The organism is Novosphingobium sp. Sphag1I, assembly GCF_056279125.1.
In genome coordinates this window covers 77590-95067 of sequence record NZ_JBWBQS010000015.1, presented here as the reverse complement: position 1 = coordinate 95067, position 17478 = coordinate 77590, and the positions used below count along the sequence as shown (strand labels likewise).

The window sequence follows — 17478 nt, the reverse complement described above, 5'->3', positions numbered from 1 at the left end:
AATGGCGGACAGGCCAGTGTGATAGCAAGGGGCAACCAAGACAAAGCGAGGGGATAAAATGGGCCGATTGACAGGCAAGCGCGCCATCGTTCTGGGCGCCAGCAGCGAAGGCAACATGGGACAGCACATCGCCCGCCGCTTTCTGGACGAGGGTGCCAGTGTGATGGTCGCGGGGCGCAAGGAGAGCGTGCTGGCCGAATTTGCCGGGGCCAATGGGTGTCACTGGGCCACCTGCGACATCACCAGCGCCGAGAGCCTGGCCGAGATGGCCGATGCCGCCGTGGCGGCGATGGGGGGCGTGGATATTGCGGTCAACGCCACCGGCTGGGGCCTGCTCAAACCCTTCCTCGACACTACGCGCGAGGAATTGGATGCGATGACCGATCTGCAATACATAGGCCCCTATCAATTCTTTCAGGCCATGATCCGCAAGATGGCGCGCAGCATGGGCGGCAGTGGCGGCTCGATCATCCAGATCAGCAGCGCCACCGCCACAATCATGCTCAACGACCACGCCGCCTATATGGGCACCAAGGCGGGGACTGATCACGTCATCCGCTGTGTCGCCCATGAATTTGGCATCGAGGGCATCCGGGCCAATTCGATTTCGCCGGGCCTGACCGAAACGCCGATGACGGCGGATGCCAAGACGGTGCCGGGCCTGTTTGACTGTTTCGTGGCGGGCTATCCGCTGGGCCGGATCGGCACCAGCGATGATATTGCCGCCGCCGCCGTCTTTCTGGCCAGCGACGAATGTTTCATCACCGGCGAGAACCTTCAGGTGAATGGCGGGCTGACCCTGCGCCGCAACCCCACGCGCGAAGAAATGGGCGCAGCCATCGCGGCGGCAACAGGGGGATGAGGGACAAGGCCGGGGGAGGTTTCAGCCCCCGGCCTCCTGCCCGATCCGCTGGGCGATATCCTCGCGCAACTGGTCTTTGCGGATCTTGCCCGAGGCGGTGCGCGGCAGGCTTTCAACCATTTCGAAACGCTCGGGTATCTTCTGCTTGGCCATCCCGCTTTGCGCGACATGCTCGGCCAGTTCCGTGGCCTGTGCTGCGCCCTGCACGACAACATAGGCGCAAACCCCTTCGCCAAGACGCGGGTGCGGCATGGCCACCACCGCGCAATCGGCAACGGCGGGATGGGTCAGCAAGACCTGCTCGATCTCGGTGGCCGAGATGTTTTCGCCGCCACGGATAATGAGGTCTTTCTTGCGCCCGGTGATGGTCAAACCGCCGCGCGCATCGCGCAGGCCCAGATCGCCGGTACGGAAATAGCCCTGCGCGTCAATGGCCTCATCGGTCTGGGCCGGATCGGCATAGCCCACCATCATCGCCGGGCCCCGCGCCAAAATCTCGCCCTCCTGTCCATCGGGCAAATCATGGCCCGCCTCGTCCACGATGCGCACCAGATAATCAACGATCCGCCCGTCGGTGGCGGCGGCAAGGTCTGGATCTTCGGGCCAGCCAAAGGTGACCAGCGGCACTTCGGAACTGCCGAAAACGCGGAACGGGGCGCAATGGGCAAAGGCCCTGCGCGCGCGGGCGATGACTTCGGGCGCGACCGCCGCACCGCCACAGGCAAAGAAGCGCAAGGAGGGCAGCCTATCGCCCGCCGCCAGCGCCGCTTGGGCCAGTTCGACCAGAAAGGGCGTTGCCGCCACCGTGCCCACCACCTGATGACGGTTGATCAGCGCCAGCGCCTCATCCGCATTCCAGCTTTCCATCAGCACAGTTTGCGTGCCCACGACAAAGGGCATCGCCAGACCATTGGCATAGCCCGAAACATGCGTCACCGGCGAAGGCATCAACATCACATCGCCCCGGCCCAGCCCCCAATGGGCCGCGCTCTGTTCGATGATGCGGCCAAGCGTGGCATGGCTGTGGAGCACGCCTTTGGGCCGCCCCGTGGTGCCTGATGTATAGAGCACCATGCTGATGCTTTGGGGATCAATGGCTTCGCGGGCAGAGGGCAAAGCTGCGCCCGCCTCGATCAACGCGGCGTAATCATCGCCTCCCTCGCCCCGCACGGTAAAGATATGTGTCAGTTCGGGCAGATCGGCCTGAACCCGGCGGGCCATGGCAAGGTAATCCACCTTGCGGAAGGTATGCGGCACAAAGATCGCCCGCGCCCGGCAATCGCCCAGCATGATCCGCATTTCGGCATCGCGATAGATCGGCACAATCGGGTTCAGCACCAGCCCCGAAAGCGCCGCCGCCATATTCAGCGCCGCCGCCTCGCGCCAGTTGGGCAATTGGAACGCCACCACATCACCGCGCACCAGCCCCCTTGCCCGCAACGCCGAGGCCAGTGCCATCGCCTCAGCCCAGACCTCGGCCATGGTCATCGCCCCGTGCGGGTCGATCAGGCAAATGTCGTCGGCGCGGCTCTGCGCCCAATCCTGCGCCCGATCGGCGATGGTGCGGTCCGGCCACAGGCCTTGGCGCGCAAACGCATGCTGATGCGGCGCGGGCATATCCGGCCAATGTCGGGGATTCTGATCGCTATTGCCCATGAACCTCTCTCTTATTTAGGTGTCTTTTGGATCCGCCCGTCGGGCCTGTCCACTTGGTAAAAGAGTGAGGAACCTGTCACCTGTCCCAGCTTGGCAGCACCTTGCGCCTGCGGCAGTCTGATGTCCGAAAACCCCGCATGAGGGAGGAGAGGATTGATGAACACCCATAAGGTGGACCGCCGCCAGCGGATCGGCGATGTTGCGGAAATCATGCTGGATTATGTGGAACACAAAACCACCTATCAGGCCCAGTCGACCGCAAGGGTGCGCACAGCCAGCTATACCGACCCCGATCAGTGGAAAGCGGAAATGGAGCTGATTTTCCGCCGCGTGCCGTTGATGTTGGGCTTTACCGCCGAAATGCCCAAGCCCGGGGATTACAAGGCGATGGAGGCGATGGGCCTGCCCGTGCTGATCAGCCGCGACAAGGGGGGCAAGGTGCGCGCCTTTCTCAACGTCTGTTCGCACCGGGGGGCGCCGGTGGCATCGGAAGGGCGGGGCAATTGCGCGCGCTTCACCTGCAAATATCACGGCTGGACCTATGGTCAGGACGGCAAGCTGATCGGCCTGTCGGAAAGTGCGACCTTTGGCGATGTGGACAAGGCCGGGTTGGCCTTGCGCGCCCTGCCCTGCGAGGAGCGGGGCGGCATGATCTTCGTGTGCCTCACGCCCAACGCGCCGATGGATCTCGACCGCTATTTTCAGGGGTTTCTTGAGGATTTCGAGGCGGTCGATTTCGCCAACTGGGCCTATCTGGGCAGCCGTGTGATTGAAGGGGCCAATTGGAAGATCGCCTTTGACGGCTATCTCGAAGGCTATCACTTCGCCTCGCTCCACCCCAACACAATCGAGCCGCGCACCCCGTCCAACCGCACATTCTATGAAGGTTTCGGCCCCTCGATGCGCATCGGTTTTCCCCAGCATCGCATCGCCGAGGCGCTGAAAGACGTCCCCCGCGATCAATGGGGCGATCAGGAAAACAATGGCTTCGACTTTGTGCGGATCCTGTTCCCCAATGTCTCGGCCTTTCTGGCCCCCGAAATCACGCAGGTCGCCCAGCTCTTTCCGGGGCCGACGCCGGACCGGAACCGCACCGTCCTGCATTATCTGCGCCGCGAACCCGTGCGCGACGATGCCGACCGCGAAAGCGTTGAGGGCATGATGAATTTCTTTCGCGATGTAACCTATCAGGAAGATTACGTCATCGGCATGGAGATCCAGAAAGGTCTGGAAAGCGGCGCGCATGACAATCTGACCTTTGGCCGCAACGAGCGGGGCAACCAATATTTCCACGAATGGCTCAATTGGTATTTGCAGGACGATCCGACCCTGCCCGAACCAGTGATGTGACCCACGCGCCACGGCCCAGGAAACGGAACAAACCATCCCATGACGCTTCATGAAAACAAGTCGCGCTATTCGCCCGAATTCGATGTGGCCGTGCGCGGCGATACGATCACGGCGGATCGCTATATCTCGCCCGAATGGATGAAAAAGGAACACGCCAACCTCTGGCCCAAGGTCTGGCACCTTGGCGGCATGTTGGCCGAGCTGGAGGAAGAGGGCGACTTTATCCGCCACGATTTCGGCAAGGAATCGGTCATCATGGTCCGTCAGGGTGATGACACGATCCGCGCCTTTTACAACTCGTGCCCGCATCGCGGCAACCGGCTGGTGCTGGGCGATGCCGGGCATATGCCGCGCATCACCTGCGGCTATCACGGGTGGCAATTCACCCCCGACGGCGTGTTGGCCAAGGTGCAGGACCCCGATGACTTCCCCGATGGCAATCCCTGCGGCAAGGTTCACCTTTCATCTTTGCGCTGCGAGACTTGGGGGCCTTTCGTGTTCTGGTGCATGGACGATGACGTCCCACCCTTACGCGAATGGATGGCACCCTTGCAGGACCGTCTGGCCAATTACGGCCTCGACAATTGGGTGCGGGTGCTCAAACTGTCCTGCGATGCCAATTTCAATTGGAAAATCATCCGCGACAATTTCAACGAGAGCTATCACCTGCCCACCATCCATCCCGAACTGGCCACTTTCATCAACGATGGCCTGCCCACCACCTTGTTCGAAATGTATGAGAGCGGGCACAATTCGATGTGGATGATCGGTCATCAGGCCACCACCCGCGCCGATTATCACAGCGCCGAAGTGCCAGCCCCGCTCGACGATATTGCGCGGGCATGGGGCATCGACCCGGCCGATTACAACGGCCACACCGGCGATATCCGCGCCGCCGTGATCGAGGCGAAACGCCGCCTTGGCCCGGAACGCGGCTATACGATGTATGCCGACATGACCGATCAGCAATTGGTGGACTATTTCCACTGTACGCTGTTCCCCAATCTGACGCTGACCATGTCGCCCGAACAGTTGCAGGTCCTGCGCACAGAGCCGCATCCCACCGACCCGGAAAAGTGTATTTTCCAGCATTGGGTGCTGATGCCGCCCATCAAGGGCATGAAGGAAGTCGTCACGCCGATCGGCACCGTTCCCCTGCGCCATGACGCGGTGGTGCGCCACAGCACCTATGGGGACGGCGTCTCGCTGGGCTTTGTCGCGGATCAGGATCTCTCAATCGGCACGACCCAGCAGCAGGGCCTTAATTCGCGCGGCTTTAAGGGTTGTTTCTTGCCCGCGCAGGAAAAGCGCATCCAGCGCTTTCACGAATTGCTCAATGACTATGTCGAGGGCCGCCGATGACCTGCCCCCCTGCCGAACGTTTCGCCATCGCTGATCTGGTCAACGCCTATGCGCTGGCGGTTGACCGGATTGGCGATGCCGATGGCGTGGCCGCGCTCTTCGCGCCCGACGGCGTCTATGACCTGACGGCCTTGGGCATGGGCGAAATTGCGGGGCGCGACGGGGTACGCGCTTTTTTCGTCAATGCCTTTGCCGGCATGGCGCAAAACGCCCATTTCATCAGCAATATCGTGGTCACCGCTTATGACGCCGCAGGGGCCGCCCAGGTTCAGGCCTATGGCCATGCCTTCAGCCTGGGCAAGGACGGCAATCTGCTGGAGGTCAAGGCGCGCTATGCGTTTGATCTGGTGAGGCGGGGCAATGGATGGCTGATCGCGCGGCTTGGCATGGCCATGCTGCTGCCCCCGGTTGTCACGCCGCAGGGGTGAAGAAAAGGCCCGGTCGGATCGCTCCGCCGGGCCTAATTTCTAACTCATGCAATACCCGCCATCCATCATGAACTCGCTGCATGTCACGAAACTGGCCGCGTCAGAGCAGAGATAGACCACCCCGCCCGCCATCTCTTCGGGCCGCCCCAACCGCCCGATGGGATGGGCCGCCACCACGCCCTGCATCGAGGCCTCGATCGACGGCACCGCGCCCAGATCGACATAGCGCTGCATAATGGATTGCAACATCGGCGTGTCAATCCCGCCGGGATGCACGCTGTTGGCGCGGATGTTGTAGCCAAGGGCCGCGAATTCGGCGCCCATGCACTTGGAGAGCATTTTGACCGCCGCCTTGCTGGTGCAATAGGCCCCGTTAAAGGGCGCGCCCTTGATGCCGCCCACGCTGGAAAAATTGACAATCGAGGCACCGCTGGCCCGCGCCTTGCCGCCTTCTTTCAGCAAAGGCAGCAGTGTCTGCACGCCCACGATCACGCTTTCCACATTCACCTGATGGATGCGCCGCCATTCCTCCAGCGGGGTTTCCTCGATGCTGGCAACAATGCTGATCGCGGCCACATTGACCAGCGCATCGAGACGGCCATATTCGCACCCCACCAGATCGGCCACCGCCTGCCAATCGTCCACATTGGTCACATCATGGGCCAGCGCATGATCGGCCCCGACATCGCCGGGCGCGGACATATCGGTGGCCACCACCGTTGCCCCCGCCTCCTTCATCGCGCGCACCACTTCGCGCCCGATGCCGCCGCGCGCCCCCGTCACCACGGCCACCACATTGTTCAACGAAATGCTCATCACGACCTCCTATTGCGCGGTCCAGCCGCCATCGACCACCAGTTCGGCCCCCGTCACATAGCTGGCGTCTTCGCTGGCCAGAAACACCGCTGGTCCGGCCAGTTCCGATGGTTCGGCCAGACGGCCGATCGGCGTTGCCCCCTCCATCGCGGCCACCAGATCTTCCGGCTTTTGGGCAAAACCCTTGTCCACCCAACGCTGAAACCCGGCGTTGAGCAAAGGCGTTTTGACAAAGCCGGGATGGAGCGAATTGGCGCGGATCGGCATGCGCTTGGTGGCAAATTCAATCGCGATGCCCTTGGTGAACAGACGCACCGCGCCCTTGCTGGCATTATAGGCCGAGACTTCGGAATAGCCGACGATCCCCATGATCGAGCTGACATTGATGATGCTGGCCCCGCCCGCGACATCGGCCCCGCTCTGCGCCATCAACGGCACCAGCGCGCGCGTGCCCAAAAACACCCCGTCGACATTGACCGCCATGATCCGCCTCCATGCTTCAAGGCTGAGCGTTTCAACCGCCCCCGTCAAATCAATCCCGGCATTGTTGACCAGAATATGCGCCGCGCCATACGCGCTGCGCATATGCTCGGCGATGCCCTGCCACGATGCTTCATCGGTGACATTGGCGCTGATATAGGCGGCTCGATCACCCAGCCCTTCTAAGGCGGCACCCACCGCCTCGCTGCCCTGCGCATCAAGATCGGCCAGCAGAACCTGCGCCCCTTCGGCCACGAACCGCGTCGCAATGGCAAGGCCTATGCCCCGCAACCCGCCCGTGACCAGCGCAACGCGTCCATCCAGCTTACCCATCGTCAAACTCCCATCATGCCGGCGGTGGTGGCGCCATCGATTGTGATTTCTGCGCCCGAAACAAAGGCGGCCTCGTCGCTGGCCAGATAGGCCACAAGGCCCGCCACTTCCTCGACCCGCGCCATGCGGTTCAGAGGCGCCATGCCTTCATAGATTGCGCGCACAGCGGCGGGATCGGGCATGCTTTCCATGATGTTGCGGATGAGGTCGGTTTCCACCACGCCGGGCAGGATGGCATTGACGCGGATGCGGTATTTCTTTTGCCCGCAATAGACCGCCGCCGATTTGGCCAAGGCCACCACCGCCGCCTTCGTCGTCGAATAGGTGACGTAATTGCCAAGGGGCCGCGCGGCATTCATGCTGGAATTGATGATGATCGAGCCGGTTGCACCCTCATTTTTCGTCATCGCGCGGATCGCATGTTGTACGGTCAGCATCACGCCGGTCTGGTTGATCCCGACCAGCCTGCTCCATGCCTCGATGGAGACATCCTCGATGCTGGCGTCGCCCTGTTCGGTGCCCGCATTGGCAAAGGCGATGTCGAGCCGCCCATAGGCCCCCAGCACCGCGTCGATCAGCGCGGGCCATGCGTCGGCATCCTCGACCCGGTGGCTGACGAACATTCCGCCAACCTCGCCCGCCAGCGCCTCGCCAATGTCGGCCTTTGATCCGGTGAAGACCACTTTGGCTCCTTCGGCGGCCAGACGCCGCACCGCGCCTGCGCCGATCCCGCTGGTGCCGCCCGTCACAAGCGCAACTTTTCCTTCCAGCCTGCTGGCCACTGATCGCTCTCCTAGGATTTATGCTCTTAGGCCCCATCATGCCCGATTAACGCGCGAACGAAACCTATGCTTTCAGCAAGGTGACTTGCCCCTGCCGACCATAATAGACCATGATCGGCATAACAGCCGGGCGCCCTCGACCCGGCACGAGAGGACAGGACGGCACACCACCCATGGCGGACAGCGACCCCACCACCACACGCATCAAACCGACCCCCGAAAGCTGCGGCTTGCCGGTGTCCGAGGGGATAAGCTGGCTGGAACTGATGGCGCAGGATTCGCGGCCCGCGCCCAATGTGCTGACCACGCCATCCTATCAGAACCGGGGCAGCAAGCCCTTGGCCGCCGCGCGCTATACCAGCGAGGATTTTGCCCGATTAGAGCGCGAGCGTATGTGGCCCCGCGTCTGGCAATTTGCCGCGCGCGAGGAGGATCTGCCCGAGGCGGGCGATTATGTGGTCTATGAAAACGCGGGTCGCTCTTTCCTGATTTCACGTCAGGATGATGGATCGGTGCGGGCCATGCACAATGTCTGCCTGCATCGCGGCCGCAAATTGCGGACCGAAGACGGCCATGCCGACCGCTTCGTCTGCCCCTTCCACGGCTTTGCCTGGAACAAAGACGGCAGTTTCAACCACATGCCCTGCAAATGGGATTTCGCCCATCTGGAGGAGGCCAACCTGTCGCTGCCCCCGGTCGAGGTGGGCCAGTGGGGCGGCTATATCTTCCTGCGCGAAGAGCCGGGCGGGCAGAGCCTTGAGGAATACCTCGCCCCCCTGCCCGAACATTTCAAGCGCTGGCGGCACGAGGAATGCACCACCGTCATGTGGGTGAGCAAGGAAGTGCCCGCCAATTGGAAAGTGACCGCCGAAGCCTTTATGGAGGCATGGCACACCATCGTCACCCATCCCCAGCTTTTGCCCTTCACCGGCGATTGCAACAGCGCCTATTGGACATGGGGCGATCATGTGAACGTCAATCTGGTGCCCTTTGGCATCATGTCGCCCCATCTGGACCCCAGCGCCCACAACCAGCAGTGGATCGTGGACGAATTCGTCAAATATAACGGGCGCAGCGGCGACAATTATGACGCGGGCGGCGATCCCTATTACGTCGCGGTCCCCGAAGGCATGAGCGCGCGTCAGGCGCTGGGCGCCAAGATGCGCGCGGCCTATACCGCCCAGACCGGCTATGACCATTCCGACGCCACCGATGCCGAATTGCTCGACGCGCTGGTGTATAATGTGTTCCCCAATTTCGCGCCTTGGGGCGGGTTCATGCCCAACATCGTCTATCGCTGGCGCCCTGGAAAAACGCCCGACACCTGCATCATGGAGGTCCGCATCCTGATGCGTGTAAAAAAAGGCGAGAAACATCCGCGCGGCGTGCCGATGAAATTCCTGCGGCTTGACCAGAAATGGACCGAGGCTCCCGAACTGGGCATTCTGGGCGATGTGTTTGAGCAGGATATGGACAACCTGCCCTTTGTTCAGGAAGGGCTGCATGCGTCCAAAAACGGCATCGTCAATCTGGGCAATTATCAGGAAATCCGCCTGCGCCAGTTTCAGCAGACGCTGGACAAATATCTGGGCATTCCCGAAGGCAGCGATGGGGCGGGCGCATGAGCGAGACGCATCCAAAGCGCGTCAATTGCGTGCTGATCTGTGGCGGGGTGTGGCACGACATGGACTTTGCCCGGCTTGAACTGCTCAAGCTGCTGGGCGAAGATCCCGCCATCCGCACACGCGTGTTTGAAGATTATGAGAATATCGCCGCCATCGAGGCTGCCGACATCATCATCACCTATACTTGCGATGTCACGCCCTCGCTGGCCGCGCAAGAGACGTTGAAAGCATGGCTGGAGCGCGGTGGGCGCTGGTATGCGCTGCATGGCACCAATTCGGTGCTGCGGCTTCTGTCCGACGGGCCGGGTGCGGGGCTTTGGGACGCCCCGCGCTGGGCGCCGCTGTTCATGGACCTGCTGGGCGGCCAGTTCATCAGCCACCCGCCCATCGCGCCCTACCTTGTCGAGGTGGCCGATCCCACCCACCCTCTGGTGGCCGGGGTGGAGCCGTTCGAGACGACGGACGAGCTATACCATCTGGAAACCCACGGCGATCTGCATGTCCTGCTCGACACATGCTGCACCCAGCCGGGCACCGGCTTTGTCGAGGGGGACAGCGCGCCGGGGCGCCATCCGGTGTTTTACATCAAGGATCACGGCAAGGGCGCGGTGCTTTACCTGACGCTGGGCCATTGCCGGGGGCATTATGATCTGCAACCGATGCTCGACTGGTGGCCAAGCGTGGATCGCTGCGCATGGGATCTGCCGGTGTTCCATGATCTGCTGCGGCGCGGGCTGGGCTGGTTGAAGGAACCGCTCTCCGCATAATCGAAAACCCCGGTGAGGCCCTCCTCACCGGGGTTTTGTTTCAGGCCGCTTCCTGCGCGTAACGGTCAAGCTGGGCCAGCGGATCTTCGGGCCAGCGCGAGAGCAGCACCAGCCGCTTATGCCCATGGCCGATCGAGAGTTCATCGGTCACGCCCATGCCGCCATGGAACTGGATCATATCGTGCCCCAGTTCCACCGAGACCTGGCTGATAAAGGCCCGCGCGCCGTGGACGGCCTGGGCAAATCCGGCCTGTCCTTCGGCCACCAACGCGGAATTGATCAGCGCCTTGCTCTGCTCCAGAGCGGCATAATGGGCGACCATCCGGTGCTGGATCGCCTGAAACCGGCCCAGCGCGGTGTTGAACTGGCTGCGGGTGCGCAGATATTCCAGCGATTCATCAAAGATCCGCTGCATCACCCCCACCGCCTCGGCGGCGCGCGCCAGATCGGCCAGCGGCATGATCGCATCGAGCAGGCCCAGCCCGCCGATAAGCTGATGGCTGGCGGGCACATCGTCAAAACGCAGCAGCGCGGCCAGACTGCCATCAATCATCCGCCACGGCGTGATCGACAGGCCCGGCGCATCGGCGGCCACCAGATAGAGTTCGACGCCCTGATCCCCGACCGCGCTGACGATATAGGCATCGGCGCCAAGTCCTGCGGGCACACAATGCTTTTCGCCGCTGATCCGCATGGCCTTGGCGCTGGCCGCAACGCCGCGCGTGGCGCGCTCGCTATGGGCCAGCGCGACGCGGCGGCGGCCGCTGCACAGATCATCGGCCCATTGCCCCGCCAGCGACTCGTCAGCGCCGCCCAGCAACAGGCGCGACCCCACCAGCACGCTTTCGCACAAAGGTTCGACCACCAGCCCCCGGCCCAGCGCCATGAACAGCGTGACCATCGCCCCGGCGGTCAATCCCAGCCCGCCATGTTCGGGCGCAATGGGGGCCGCCATCAGGCCAAATTCGCCCATCATGTCCCAGTTTTCCTGACTGAAACCATAGGTTTGCGCCTGATAGGTCCGTCGCCGCTCGATGTCATAGCGCTCCGCGGCAAAACGGTCGGCCAGAGCCTCAAGCATCGTTTCTTCTTCGCTGAGATCGAAATTCACAGTTTTGCTCCCTTGGCCGATAATCTAGCACTACCGTCAGGCCAAAAACGCTGCGAAAAAGGCTAGGAAGCCTCAACGCCAGAACAAAAGAAGGCAAAGCGAAATGGTACTGGAGATGGATGCCCCAAGTCTTGAATGGGTTGACGCCGTGCGAATCGCATCGCCCGACCAGATCCGACCCGCCGCCGAAGCGCTCAACCGCATCGCGCTGGATTGCGGGATGCAGGTCGCCCCGGCCCACAGCATTGCCGACAAGCGCACCCCGGTGGATACCGAGGGCAACGTGTTGGCCCGCGATGTGTTCGGCTGGACCAGCGAAAAGGCGTGGTGGCGCAATCCGCGCATCGCGCTGGATTCGCCGATCACCTCGGCGTGCCGTTTCGAGAGCGAACCTTTCTGGCTGAATGAGAAAGGATTTCGGACAAGGCAGGCCAACCGATATCTGAGCGCCATTGATCTGAGCAATTTTGAAGCCCGTGCGATGACCAAGGCCGCGATTGTCGTGCCGGTCCATCTGCCCTTTGGCCAGATCGGCGCGGTTTCGTTCAACCCGCTCGACCAGTCGATCACCGACCTTGCCGACATGTTTGAACGCTATGGTGACATCTTCGGCCTGCTGGGCCGAACCTTCATCGCCAGCTATGTCAACACAATGGGGCTGGCGCAGGCTTTGCCCGCCACCTCACGCCTGTCAAAACGCGAGGTGGAATGCCTGCGCTGGGCCGCGATCGGCAAGACCGATCTGGAAATCAGCATGATTATCGGCCGCAGCCGCGCCACGGTGCGGTTTCATATCCATAATGCCTCGATCAAGCTGGACGCGGTCAATCGCAGCCAAACGGTCTTCAAGGCCGCGCAATTGGGCTATATTTCGCTGCACAAGTAATGGCCGCGCCCATATGGCCAAGTTTTGCGCCCCACGCCGCGGCGGTCGTGGGGCCAAACGCGTTTGTGTCCGCACCCAAGCGACCAATCGGGCCTGTAAACTGTATCAGCCTAGCGTTTTGAAGAGTCGCCAGCGGGCGCATCGGCGCGCTTTATCAAGCCATAAGGAATCACGGGAACAAAGAGGAGAGCCACCCTGTCAGCCGACGCAGCCCTGTTTATGCCGGATGCCCCGCTGCATCTGATGGGAGGACGCCATCGGCAGAGCGGGCGGATCACGTTTCCTCATCCCGGCGACGGGTTTGATGCGGTGGCGCTGCCTTCGCGCGGGACGCTCTGGTCCTATACGGTGCAGCGGTTCCGTCCCAAATCGCCGCCCTATGCCGGGCCGGAGTCGTTTGAGCCTTGGGCGCTGGCCTATGTCGAATTGCCCGGTGCGGTGATTGTCGAGGCGCGGCTGGTCGATGTCGAATTTGATGCCATCCGCATCGGCATGGCGCTGGAACTGACCAAGGTGGCGCTCGATCCCGCAGCATTCGCGCCCGTCTGGCTGCCCGCCTTTCGCCCGGTGGCGGAGGATGGCCAATGAGCGCGGCCACCAATGTCTGCATCATCGGCATCGGCATTCACCCCTTTGGCCGCACCGATGGCGCCTCAGGGCTGGATCAGGGCGCCTATGCGGTGCGCGCCGCGCTGGCCGATGCGGGCGTGGGCTGGGGCGATGTCCAATTCGCCTATGGCGGATCGGATGCGGCGGGCAATCCCGACACGATGGTGGATCGCCTTGGCCTGACGGGCGTGCAATTCATCAATGTCAAAAACGGCTGCGCCACCGGCGGATCGGCGCTGTTTTCCGCGCAAATGGCCATTCGCTCGGGCGAATTCGAACTTGGGCTGGCGGTGGGCTTTGACAAGCATCCGCGTGGGGCGTTCAACGCGATGCCCGCCGAATATAACCTGCCCGAATGGTATGGCGCGGCGGGTTATATGGTGACGACCCAATTCTTTGCCGCCAAGATCATGCGTTACATGCATCTGCATGGCATCAGCCGGCGCACGCTGGGGCTGGTAGCGCAAAAGGCCTTTGCCAATGGGGTGCATGCCCCGCACGCATGGCGGCGCGAGGAGGTGGCGCTCGACACGATCCTGAATGCGCCGATGGTCTCGGACCCTTTCACCAAATATATGTTCTGTTCGCCCGGCGAAGGCGGGGTGGCGCTGCTGCTGGCCAGCGAGAAGAAGGCGCGGGAACTGGGCATCAAACCGATCCATCTGGCCGCCGCCACCATGCGCACGCGCCCTCCGGGCAGCTTCGAGGTCTTTGCCCCCAGCATCGAGATCGGCGGCGGGGTCAACACCGCCACCCGCCTCGCCTCTGCCGCAGCGTTTGAAAAGGCGGGCATCGGGCCGGGCGAAATCAACGTGGCCCAATTGCAGGACACAGAGGCGGGGGCCGAAATCATGCATATGGCCGAAAACGGCTTTTGCGCCGATGGCGATCAGGAACAATGGATCGCCGAGGGACGCACCGCCATCGGCGGCACGCTGCCGATCAACACCGATGGCGGCTGCCTTGCCTGCGGCGAACCGATCGGCGCCTCGGGCCTGCGTCAGGTCTATGAAAATGTCGTCCAGTTGCGCGGGGTGGGCGGCGGACGACAAGTCCCCGCCGCGCCCCGCACCGCCTATAGCCATGTCTATGGCGCCCCCGGCGTTTCCGCCGTCACCATTTTGCACACGTAGATTGGGGCCATGAACCTAGAACTATCCCCTGATGAACTCGGCTTTCGCGAAGAGGTTCGCGCCTTTCTGGCCACGCATCTGACGCCGGAAATTCGAGAGGGCGCGGCGGCCACACCCTCGGTCTTTGTCGAACCCGACATTGGGCAGACGTGGAACGCGATCCTCAACGAACAAGGCTGGCTGGCCTATCAATGGCCCAAGGAATATGGCGGCACAGGCTGGACCCCGGTACAACGCTATATCTTTGAAAAAGAATGCGCCGAGGCGGGCGCGCCCAACCTGACCGTGCTGGGGCTGAAACTGGTGGCGCCGGTCATCTACACCTTTGGCACGGCGCAGCAGAAGGCCCATTACCTGCCCCGCATCCTGTCGGGCGAGGATTATTGGTGTCAGGGCTTTTCGGAACCGGCCAGCGGATCGGATCTGGCCAGCCTGCAATGCCGGGCGGTGCGGGATGGCGACCGCTATATTCTCAACGGATCCAAGATCTGGACCACCCATGCCCATTGGGCCAACCGGATGTTCTGTCTGGCCCGCACCGATGCCAGCGGGCACAAGAGCACCGGCATTTCCTTCTTCTTGGTGGACATGAACCAGCCGGGGATTTCGGTTCGCCCGATCCTGACGCTGGCGGGCGACCATGAGGTCAATCAGGTCTTTCTGGAGGATGTCGTCGTGCCCGCCACCGATCTGGTCGGCGCGGAAGGCGATGGGTGGAAGCTGGCCAAGTTTCTGCTCGAAAATGAACGCGGTGGTTCGTGCCATGCGCCCAAGCTGGCCTATGACCTGCGCCGGATCTGCGCCGATGCCGCCGATCAGCCTGATGGCGCGGGCGGCGCGATGGCCGCCAATGCCGATTGGCGACGGCGCGCGGCGCGGGCACGATTGGGGGTGGAATCACTGGAGATGATCGAGCTCAAGATCCTCTCCGAAATCGCGCAGGGTCGGGCGCCGGGGCCGCAAACCTCGCTGGTCAAGCTGCTTGCCTCCAACCTGCGGCAAGAGATCGACCTGATGGCGATGGATCTGCTGGGCCTTGCCGGGCTGGAACTGGACACGCGCCGCCCGCTCTATGGCCCCGATGCGCCGCCCCCCGTTCACAGCCGCCAGACACAGGTTGCCGCCGCCCGTTATCTCAACAGTCGGGCATGGACCATTTTTGGCGGGACCAACGAGGTTCAGGCCAGCATCATCGCCAAGACGGTGCTAAACCTCTAGTCCATTCAACAAGATAACAAAACGCCGGGAGCCGGAAATGCAATTGAGCCGAGAAGCCCTGCTGGCCGCCTATCGCCAGATGAAGATCATCCGCGAATTTGAAGAGCGGCTGCATGTCGAAATCCAGACCGGCGAGATTGCCGGTTTCACCCATCTCTACTGCGGCCAAGAGGCCGTGGCGGTGGGCGTGTGCGAACACCTCTCCCCTGCCGACAAGATCGTTTCGACACATCGCGGCCATGGCCATTGTCTGGCCAAAGGCTGCGATGTGAATGACATGATGAAAGAAATCTGGGGCAGCCGCGAAGGCCTGTGCAAGGGCAAGGGCGGGTCGATGCATATTGCCGATGTGACCAAGGGCATGCTGGGTGCCAATGGCATCGTGGGGGCGGGCGCGCCGATTGCGGTGGGCGCGGCGCTGGCATCGCGGGTCGATGGGCCGGGGCCGGACGGGCTGAGCGTCGCCATTGCCTTTTCCGGCGACGGCGCCTGCAATCAGGGCACAACCTTTGAGGCGATGAACCTTGCCTCCGTGACAAAGGCGCCCTGCATCTTTGTATTCGAAAACAACCATTATTCCGAACACACCGGCGTCTCCTATGCGGTGGGCACCAATCAGGACATCGCCAGTCGCGCCGAGGCCTTTGGCATGAAGGCATGGCGCGCGGACGGCACCGATTTCTTCGCCGTCCATGACACGATGCGCGAGGTGCTGGATTACGTGCGCGCAGGCAATGGCCCGGCGGCGGTGGAATTCGATACCGAACGCTTCTTTGGCCATTTTGAGGGCGACCCCCAACGCTATCGCGGGCCGGGCGAACTCGACCGTATCCGCGCCACGCGTGATTGCCTCACCAAATTCCGCGCCTCGGTGACGGGCGCGGGCGTGTTGGCCGATGCCGATCTGGACGCGTTGGACGCCGATGTGATGGGCGCCATCGAGGGCGCCGTCGCCGCCGCCCGCGCCGCCGACCGGCCCACCGCCGAGGACATTCTGGCCGACGTCTATATCGCCTATTAAGCGCGGGAGAGATTTGATGAGCAATATGATGTACCGCGCCGCCGTGCTCTCCACCATCATGGAGGAGATGGAGCGCGACCCCAATGTGGTGGTGCTGGGCGAAGATGTCGTGGGCGGCATGGGGACCGAGGGCGGCCCCGAAGCCATCGGCGGCATCTGGTCCACCTCGACCGGGCTGTATGATAAATTCGGGCCGACCCGCGTGATCGACACGCCGATTTCGGAAAGCGCGATTGTCGGCGCGGCGGCGGGTTTGGCGCTCTCGGGCAAAAGGCCGATTGCCGAGTTGATGTTTGCCGACTTCATCGGCGTCTCGCTCGACCAGATCTGGAACCAGATCGCCAAATTCCGCTATATGTTCGGCGGCAAGACGCGATGCCCGGCGGTGATCCGCATGGCCTATGGCGCGGGATATAATGCCGCGGCACAGCACAGCCAGAGCGTGCATCAGATCCTGACCGGGATGCCGGGGTTGAAGGTGGTGATGCCGACCACGCCCGCCGATGTGAAGGGCCTGCTGCGCACCGCGATCCGCGACGATGATCCGGTGATCTTTCTCGAACACAAGGCGCTTTACGCCACCACCGGCGAGGTGCCCGATGATCGTGATTTCATGATCCCCTTTGGTCATGCGCGTCTTTCGCGCGCGGGCGGCGATGTTACGATCATCTCCTCCGGCCTTTTGCTTGGCATGTGCGAGGCGGTGGCGGACAAGCTGGCGGGCGAAGGGATCGGCTGCGATGTCATCGACCTGCGCACCACCAGCCCGCTGGATGAGGAGACCATTCTCGACAGCGTGGAGGTGACGGGCCGCGTGGTGGTGGTGGATGAAGCCCCGCCGCGCTGCGGGCTTGGCGCGGATCTTTGCGCGCTGGTGGCCGAAAAGGCCTTTTCCAGCCTCAAGGCTCCGCCGCTGCAGGTCACCCCGCCGCACACGCCCATCCCCTTCGCCCGCGAATTGGAAAGCGCCTATCTGCCCTCGGTCGACAAGATCGAGGCGGCGGTGCGCCGCGTGCTGGCATGGCGATAAGGGAGGCGA

17 protein-coding genes are annotated in these 17478 nt (G+C 62.7%); 12 read left to right on the top strand and 5 right to left on the bottom strand.

Features of this window, described 5'->3' with window-relative positions:
• Window positions 1-58 precede the first annotated feature (58 nt).
• Complete coding sequence (locus tag ACZ9HU_RS17035; RefSeq protein ID WP_476106687.1) at window positions 59-862, top strand: SDR family NAD(P)-dependent oxidoreductase; 804 nt, start codon at window positions 59-61, stop codon at window positions 860-862.
• 21 nt (window positions 863-883) lie between these two features.
• On the opposite strand, the gene ACZ9HU_RS17030 is transcribed toward ACZ9HU_RS17035, so the two are convergent.
• Window positions 884-2518 carry an AMP-binding protein gene (locus ACZ9HU_RS17030; RefSeq protein WP_476106686.1) on the bottom strand — a complete coding sequence of 545 codons (1635 nt, stop codon included), beginning with the start codon at window positions 2516-2518 and terminating at the stop codon, window positions 884-886.
• 156 nt (window positions 2519-2674) lie between these two features.
• Here ACZ9HU_RS17030 and ACZ9HU_RS17025 point away from each other — a divergent pair, with 156 nt between their 5' ends.
• The 3 genes from ACZ9HU_RS17025 to ACZ9HU_RS17015 are packed head-to-tail and all read left to right on the top strand — an operon-like array spanning window position 2675 to window position 5658.
• Window positions 2675-3868, top strand: coding sequence for an aromatic ring-hydroxylating oxygenase subunit alpha (locus ACZ9HU_RS17025; RefSeq protein ID WP_476106685.1), 1194 nt, complete (start codon window positions 2675-2677; stop codon window positions 3866-3868).
• Between the two features lie 39 nt (window positions 3869-3907).
• Window positions 3908-5230 carry an aromatic ring-hydroxylating oxygenase subunit alpha gene (locus ACZ9HU_RS17020; protein ID WP_476106684.1) on the top strand — a complete coding sequence of 441 codons (1323 nt, stop codon included), beginning with the start codon at window positions 3908-3910 and terminating at the stop codon, window positions 5228-5230.
• Window positions 5227-5658, top strand: coding sequence for a nuclear transport factor 2 family protein (locus ACZ9HU_RS17015; protein ID WP_476106683.1), 432 nt, complete (start codon window positions 5227-5229; stop codon window positions 5656-5658). Before ACZ9HU_RS17020 ends, ACZ9HU_RS17015 begins: the two co-directional genes overlap by 4 nt.
• Before the next feature lie 39 nt (window positions 5659-5697).
• Here ACZ9HU_RS17015 and ACZ9HU_RS17010 read toward each other — a convergent pair whose 3' ends face one another.
• The 3 genes from ACZ9HU_RS17010 to ACZ9HU_RS17000 are packed head-to-tail and all read right to left on the bottom strand — an operon-like array spanning window position 5698 to window position 8069.
• Entirely contained in the window at window positions 5698-6474 is a 777-nt protein-coding gene (locus ACZ9HU_RS17010) for an SDR family NAD(P)-dependent oxidoreductase (RefSeq protein ID WP_476106682.1), read from the bottom strand.
• Window positions 6475-6483: 9 nt separating this feature from the next.
• Window positions 6484-7287, bottom strand: coding sequence for an SDR family NAD(P)-dependent oxidoreductase (locus ACZ9HU_RS17005; RefSeq protein WP_476106681.1), 804 nt, complete (start codon window positions 7285-7287; stop codon window positions 6484-6486).
• A 2-nt stretch (window positions 7288-7289) separates the two neighbouring features.
• Window positions 7290-8069: an SDR family NAD(P)-dependent oxidoreductase gene (locus tag ACZ9HU_RS17000; RefSeq protein ID WP_476106679.1), complete on the bottom strand. Its 780-nt coding sequence runs from the start codon at window positions 8067-8069 to the stop codon at window positions 7290-7292.
• Window positions 8070-8242: 173 nt separating this feature from the next.
• On the opposite strand from ACZ9HU_RS17000, the gene ACZ9HU_RS16995 reads away from it, so the two are divergent.
• The gene (locus ACZ9HU_RS16995; RefSeq protein ID WP_476106678.1) at window positions 8243-9694 is read left to right on the top strand and encodes an aromatic ring-hydroxylating oxygenase subunit alpha; all 1452 of its coding nucleotides are present in this window, start codon (window positions 8243-8245) and stop codon (window positions 9692-9694) included.
• A complete protein-coding gene (locus tag ACZ9HU_RS16990) occupies window positions 9691-10461 on the top strand; it encodes a ThuA domain-containing protein (RefSeq protein ID WP_476106677.1) in 771 nt (256 codons plus the stop codon). The genes ACZ9HU_RS16995 and ACZ9HU_RS16990 overlap by 4 nt, the downstream gene beginning before the upstream one ends.
• 40 nt (window positions 10462-10501) lie before the next feature.
• On the opposite strand, the gene ACZ9HU_RS16985 is transcribed toward ACZ9HU_RS16990, so the two are convergent.
• Window positions 10502-11572 (bottom strand): acyl-CoA dehydrogenase family protein, encoded by a 1071-nt coding sequence (locus ACZ9HU_RS16985; RefSeq protein WP_476106675.1) that lies wholly within the window; start codon window positions 11570-11572, stop codon window positions 10502-10504.
• 115 nt (window positions 11573-11687) lie between these two features.
• Here ACZ9HU_RS16985 and ACZ9HU_RS16980 point away from each other — a divergent pair, with 115 nt between their 5' ends.
• The 6 genes from ACZ9HU_RS16980 (at window position 11688) to ACZ9HU_RS16955 (ending at window position 17469) form a co-directional block, all read left to right on the top strand.
• A complete protein-coding gene (locus tag ACZ9HU_RS16980) occupies window positions 11688-12458 on the top strand; it encodes a helix-turn-helix transcriptional regulator (RefSeq protein ID WP_476106720.1) in 771 nt (256 codons plus the stop codon).
• Window positions 12459-12701: 243 nt separating this feature from the next.
• Window positions 12702-13046, top strand: a complete 345-nt coding sequence (locus ACZ9HU_RS16975; protein ID WP_476106673.1) for a Zn-ribbon domain-containing OB-fold protein — start codon at window positions 12702-12704, stop codon at window positions 13044-13046.
• Complete coding sequence (locus ACZ9HU_RS16970) at window positions 13043-14200, top strand: thiolase family protein (RefSeq protein WP_476106672.1); 1158 nt, start codon at window positions 13043-13045, stop codon at window positions 14198-14200. The genes ACZ9HU_RS16975 and ACZ9HU_RS16970 overlap by 4 nt, the downstream gene beginning before the upstream one ends.
• 9 nt (window positions 14201-14209) lie before the next feature.
• Entirely contained in the window at window positions 14210-15418 is a 1209-nt protein-coding gene (locus ACZ9HU_RS16965; protein WP_476106670.1) for an acyl-CoA dehydrogenase family protein, read from the top strand.
• Between the two features lie 37 nt (window positions 15419-15455).
• Window positions 15456-16439 (top strand): thiamine pyrophosphate-dependent dehydrogenase E1 component subunit alpha, encoded by a 984-nt coding sequence (locus tag ACZ9HU_RS16960; RefSeq protein WP_476106669.1) that lies wholly within the window; start codon window positions 15456-15458, stop codon window positions 16437-16439.
• A gap of 16 nt (window positions 16440-16455) precedes the next feature.
• A complete protein-coding gene (locus ACZ9HU_RS16955) occupies window positions 16456-17469 on the top strand; it encodes an alpha-ketoacid dehydrogenase subunit beta (protein WP_476106668.1) in 1014 nt (337 codons plus the stop codon).
• The last annotated feature ends 9 nt before the right edge of the window (window positions 17470-17478 follow it).

Excerpts from the sequence above, each read along its gene's own strand:
- ACZ9HU_RS17035 (WP_476106687.1), top strand. The coding sequence starts at position 59 with ATGGGCCGATTGACAGGCAAGCGCGCCATCGTTCTGGGCGCCAGCAGC.
- ACZ9HU_RS17030 (WP_476106686.1), bottom strand. The coding sequence starts at position 2,518 with ATGGGCAATAGCGATCAGAATCCCCGACATTGGCCGGATATGCCCGCG.
- ACZ9HU_RS17025 (WP_476106685.1), top strand. The coding sequence starts at position 2,675 with ATGAACACCCATAAGGTGGACCGCCGCCAGCGGATCGGCGATGTTGCG.
- ACZ9HU_RS17020 (WP_476106684.1), top strand. The coding sequence starts at position 3,908 with ATGACGCTTCATGAAAACAAGTCGCGCTATTCGCCCGAATTCGATGTG.
- ACZ9HU_RS17015 (WP_476106683.1), top strand. The coding sequence starts at position 5,227 with ATGACCTGCCCCCCTGCCGAACGTTTCGCCATCGCTGATCTGGTCAAC.
- ACZ9HU_RS17010 (WP_476106682.1), bottom strand. The coding sequence starts at position 6,474 with ATGAGCATTTCGTTGAACAATGTGGTGGCCGTGGTGACGGGGGCGCGC.
- ACZ9HU_RS17005 (WP_476106681.1), bottom strand. The coding sequence starts at position 7,287 with ATGGGTAAGCTGGATGGACGCGTTGCGCTGGTCACGGGCGGGTTGCGG.
- ACZ9HU_RS16995 (WP_476106678.1), top strand. The coding sequence starts at position 8,243 with ATGGCGGACAGCGACCCCACCACCACACGCATCAAACCGACCCCCGAA.
- ACZ9HU_RS16990 (WP_476106677.1), top strand. The coding sequence starts at position 9,691 with ATGAGCGAGACGCATCCAAAGCGCGTCAATTGCGTGCTGATCTGTGGC.
- ACZ9HU_RS16980 (WP_476106720.1), top strand. The coding sequence starts at position 11,688 with ATGGATGCCCCAAGTCTTGAATGGGTTGACGCCGTGCGAATCGCATCG.
- ACZ9HU_RS16975 (WP_476106673.1), top strand. The coding sequence starts at position 12,702 with ATGGGAGGACGCCATCGGCAGAGCGGGCGGATCACGTTTCCTCATCCC.
- ACZ9HU_RS16970 (WP_476106672.1), top strand. The coding sequence starts at position 13,043 with ATGAGCGCGGCCACCAATGTCTGCATCATCGGCATCGGCATTCACCCC.
- ACZ9HU_RS16965 (WP_476106670.1), top strand. The coding sequence starts at position 14,210 with ATGAACCTAGAACTATCCCCTGATGAACTCGGCTTTCGCGAAGAGGTT.
- ACZ9HU_RS16960 (WP_476106669.1), top strand. The coding sequence starts at position 15,456 with ATGCAATTGAGCCGAGAAGCCCTGCTGGCCGCCTATCGCCAGATGAAG.
- ACZ9HU_RS16955 (WP_476106668.1), top strand. The coding sequence starts at position 16,456 with ATGAGCAATATGATGTACCGCGCCGCCGTGCTCTCCACCATCATGGAG.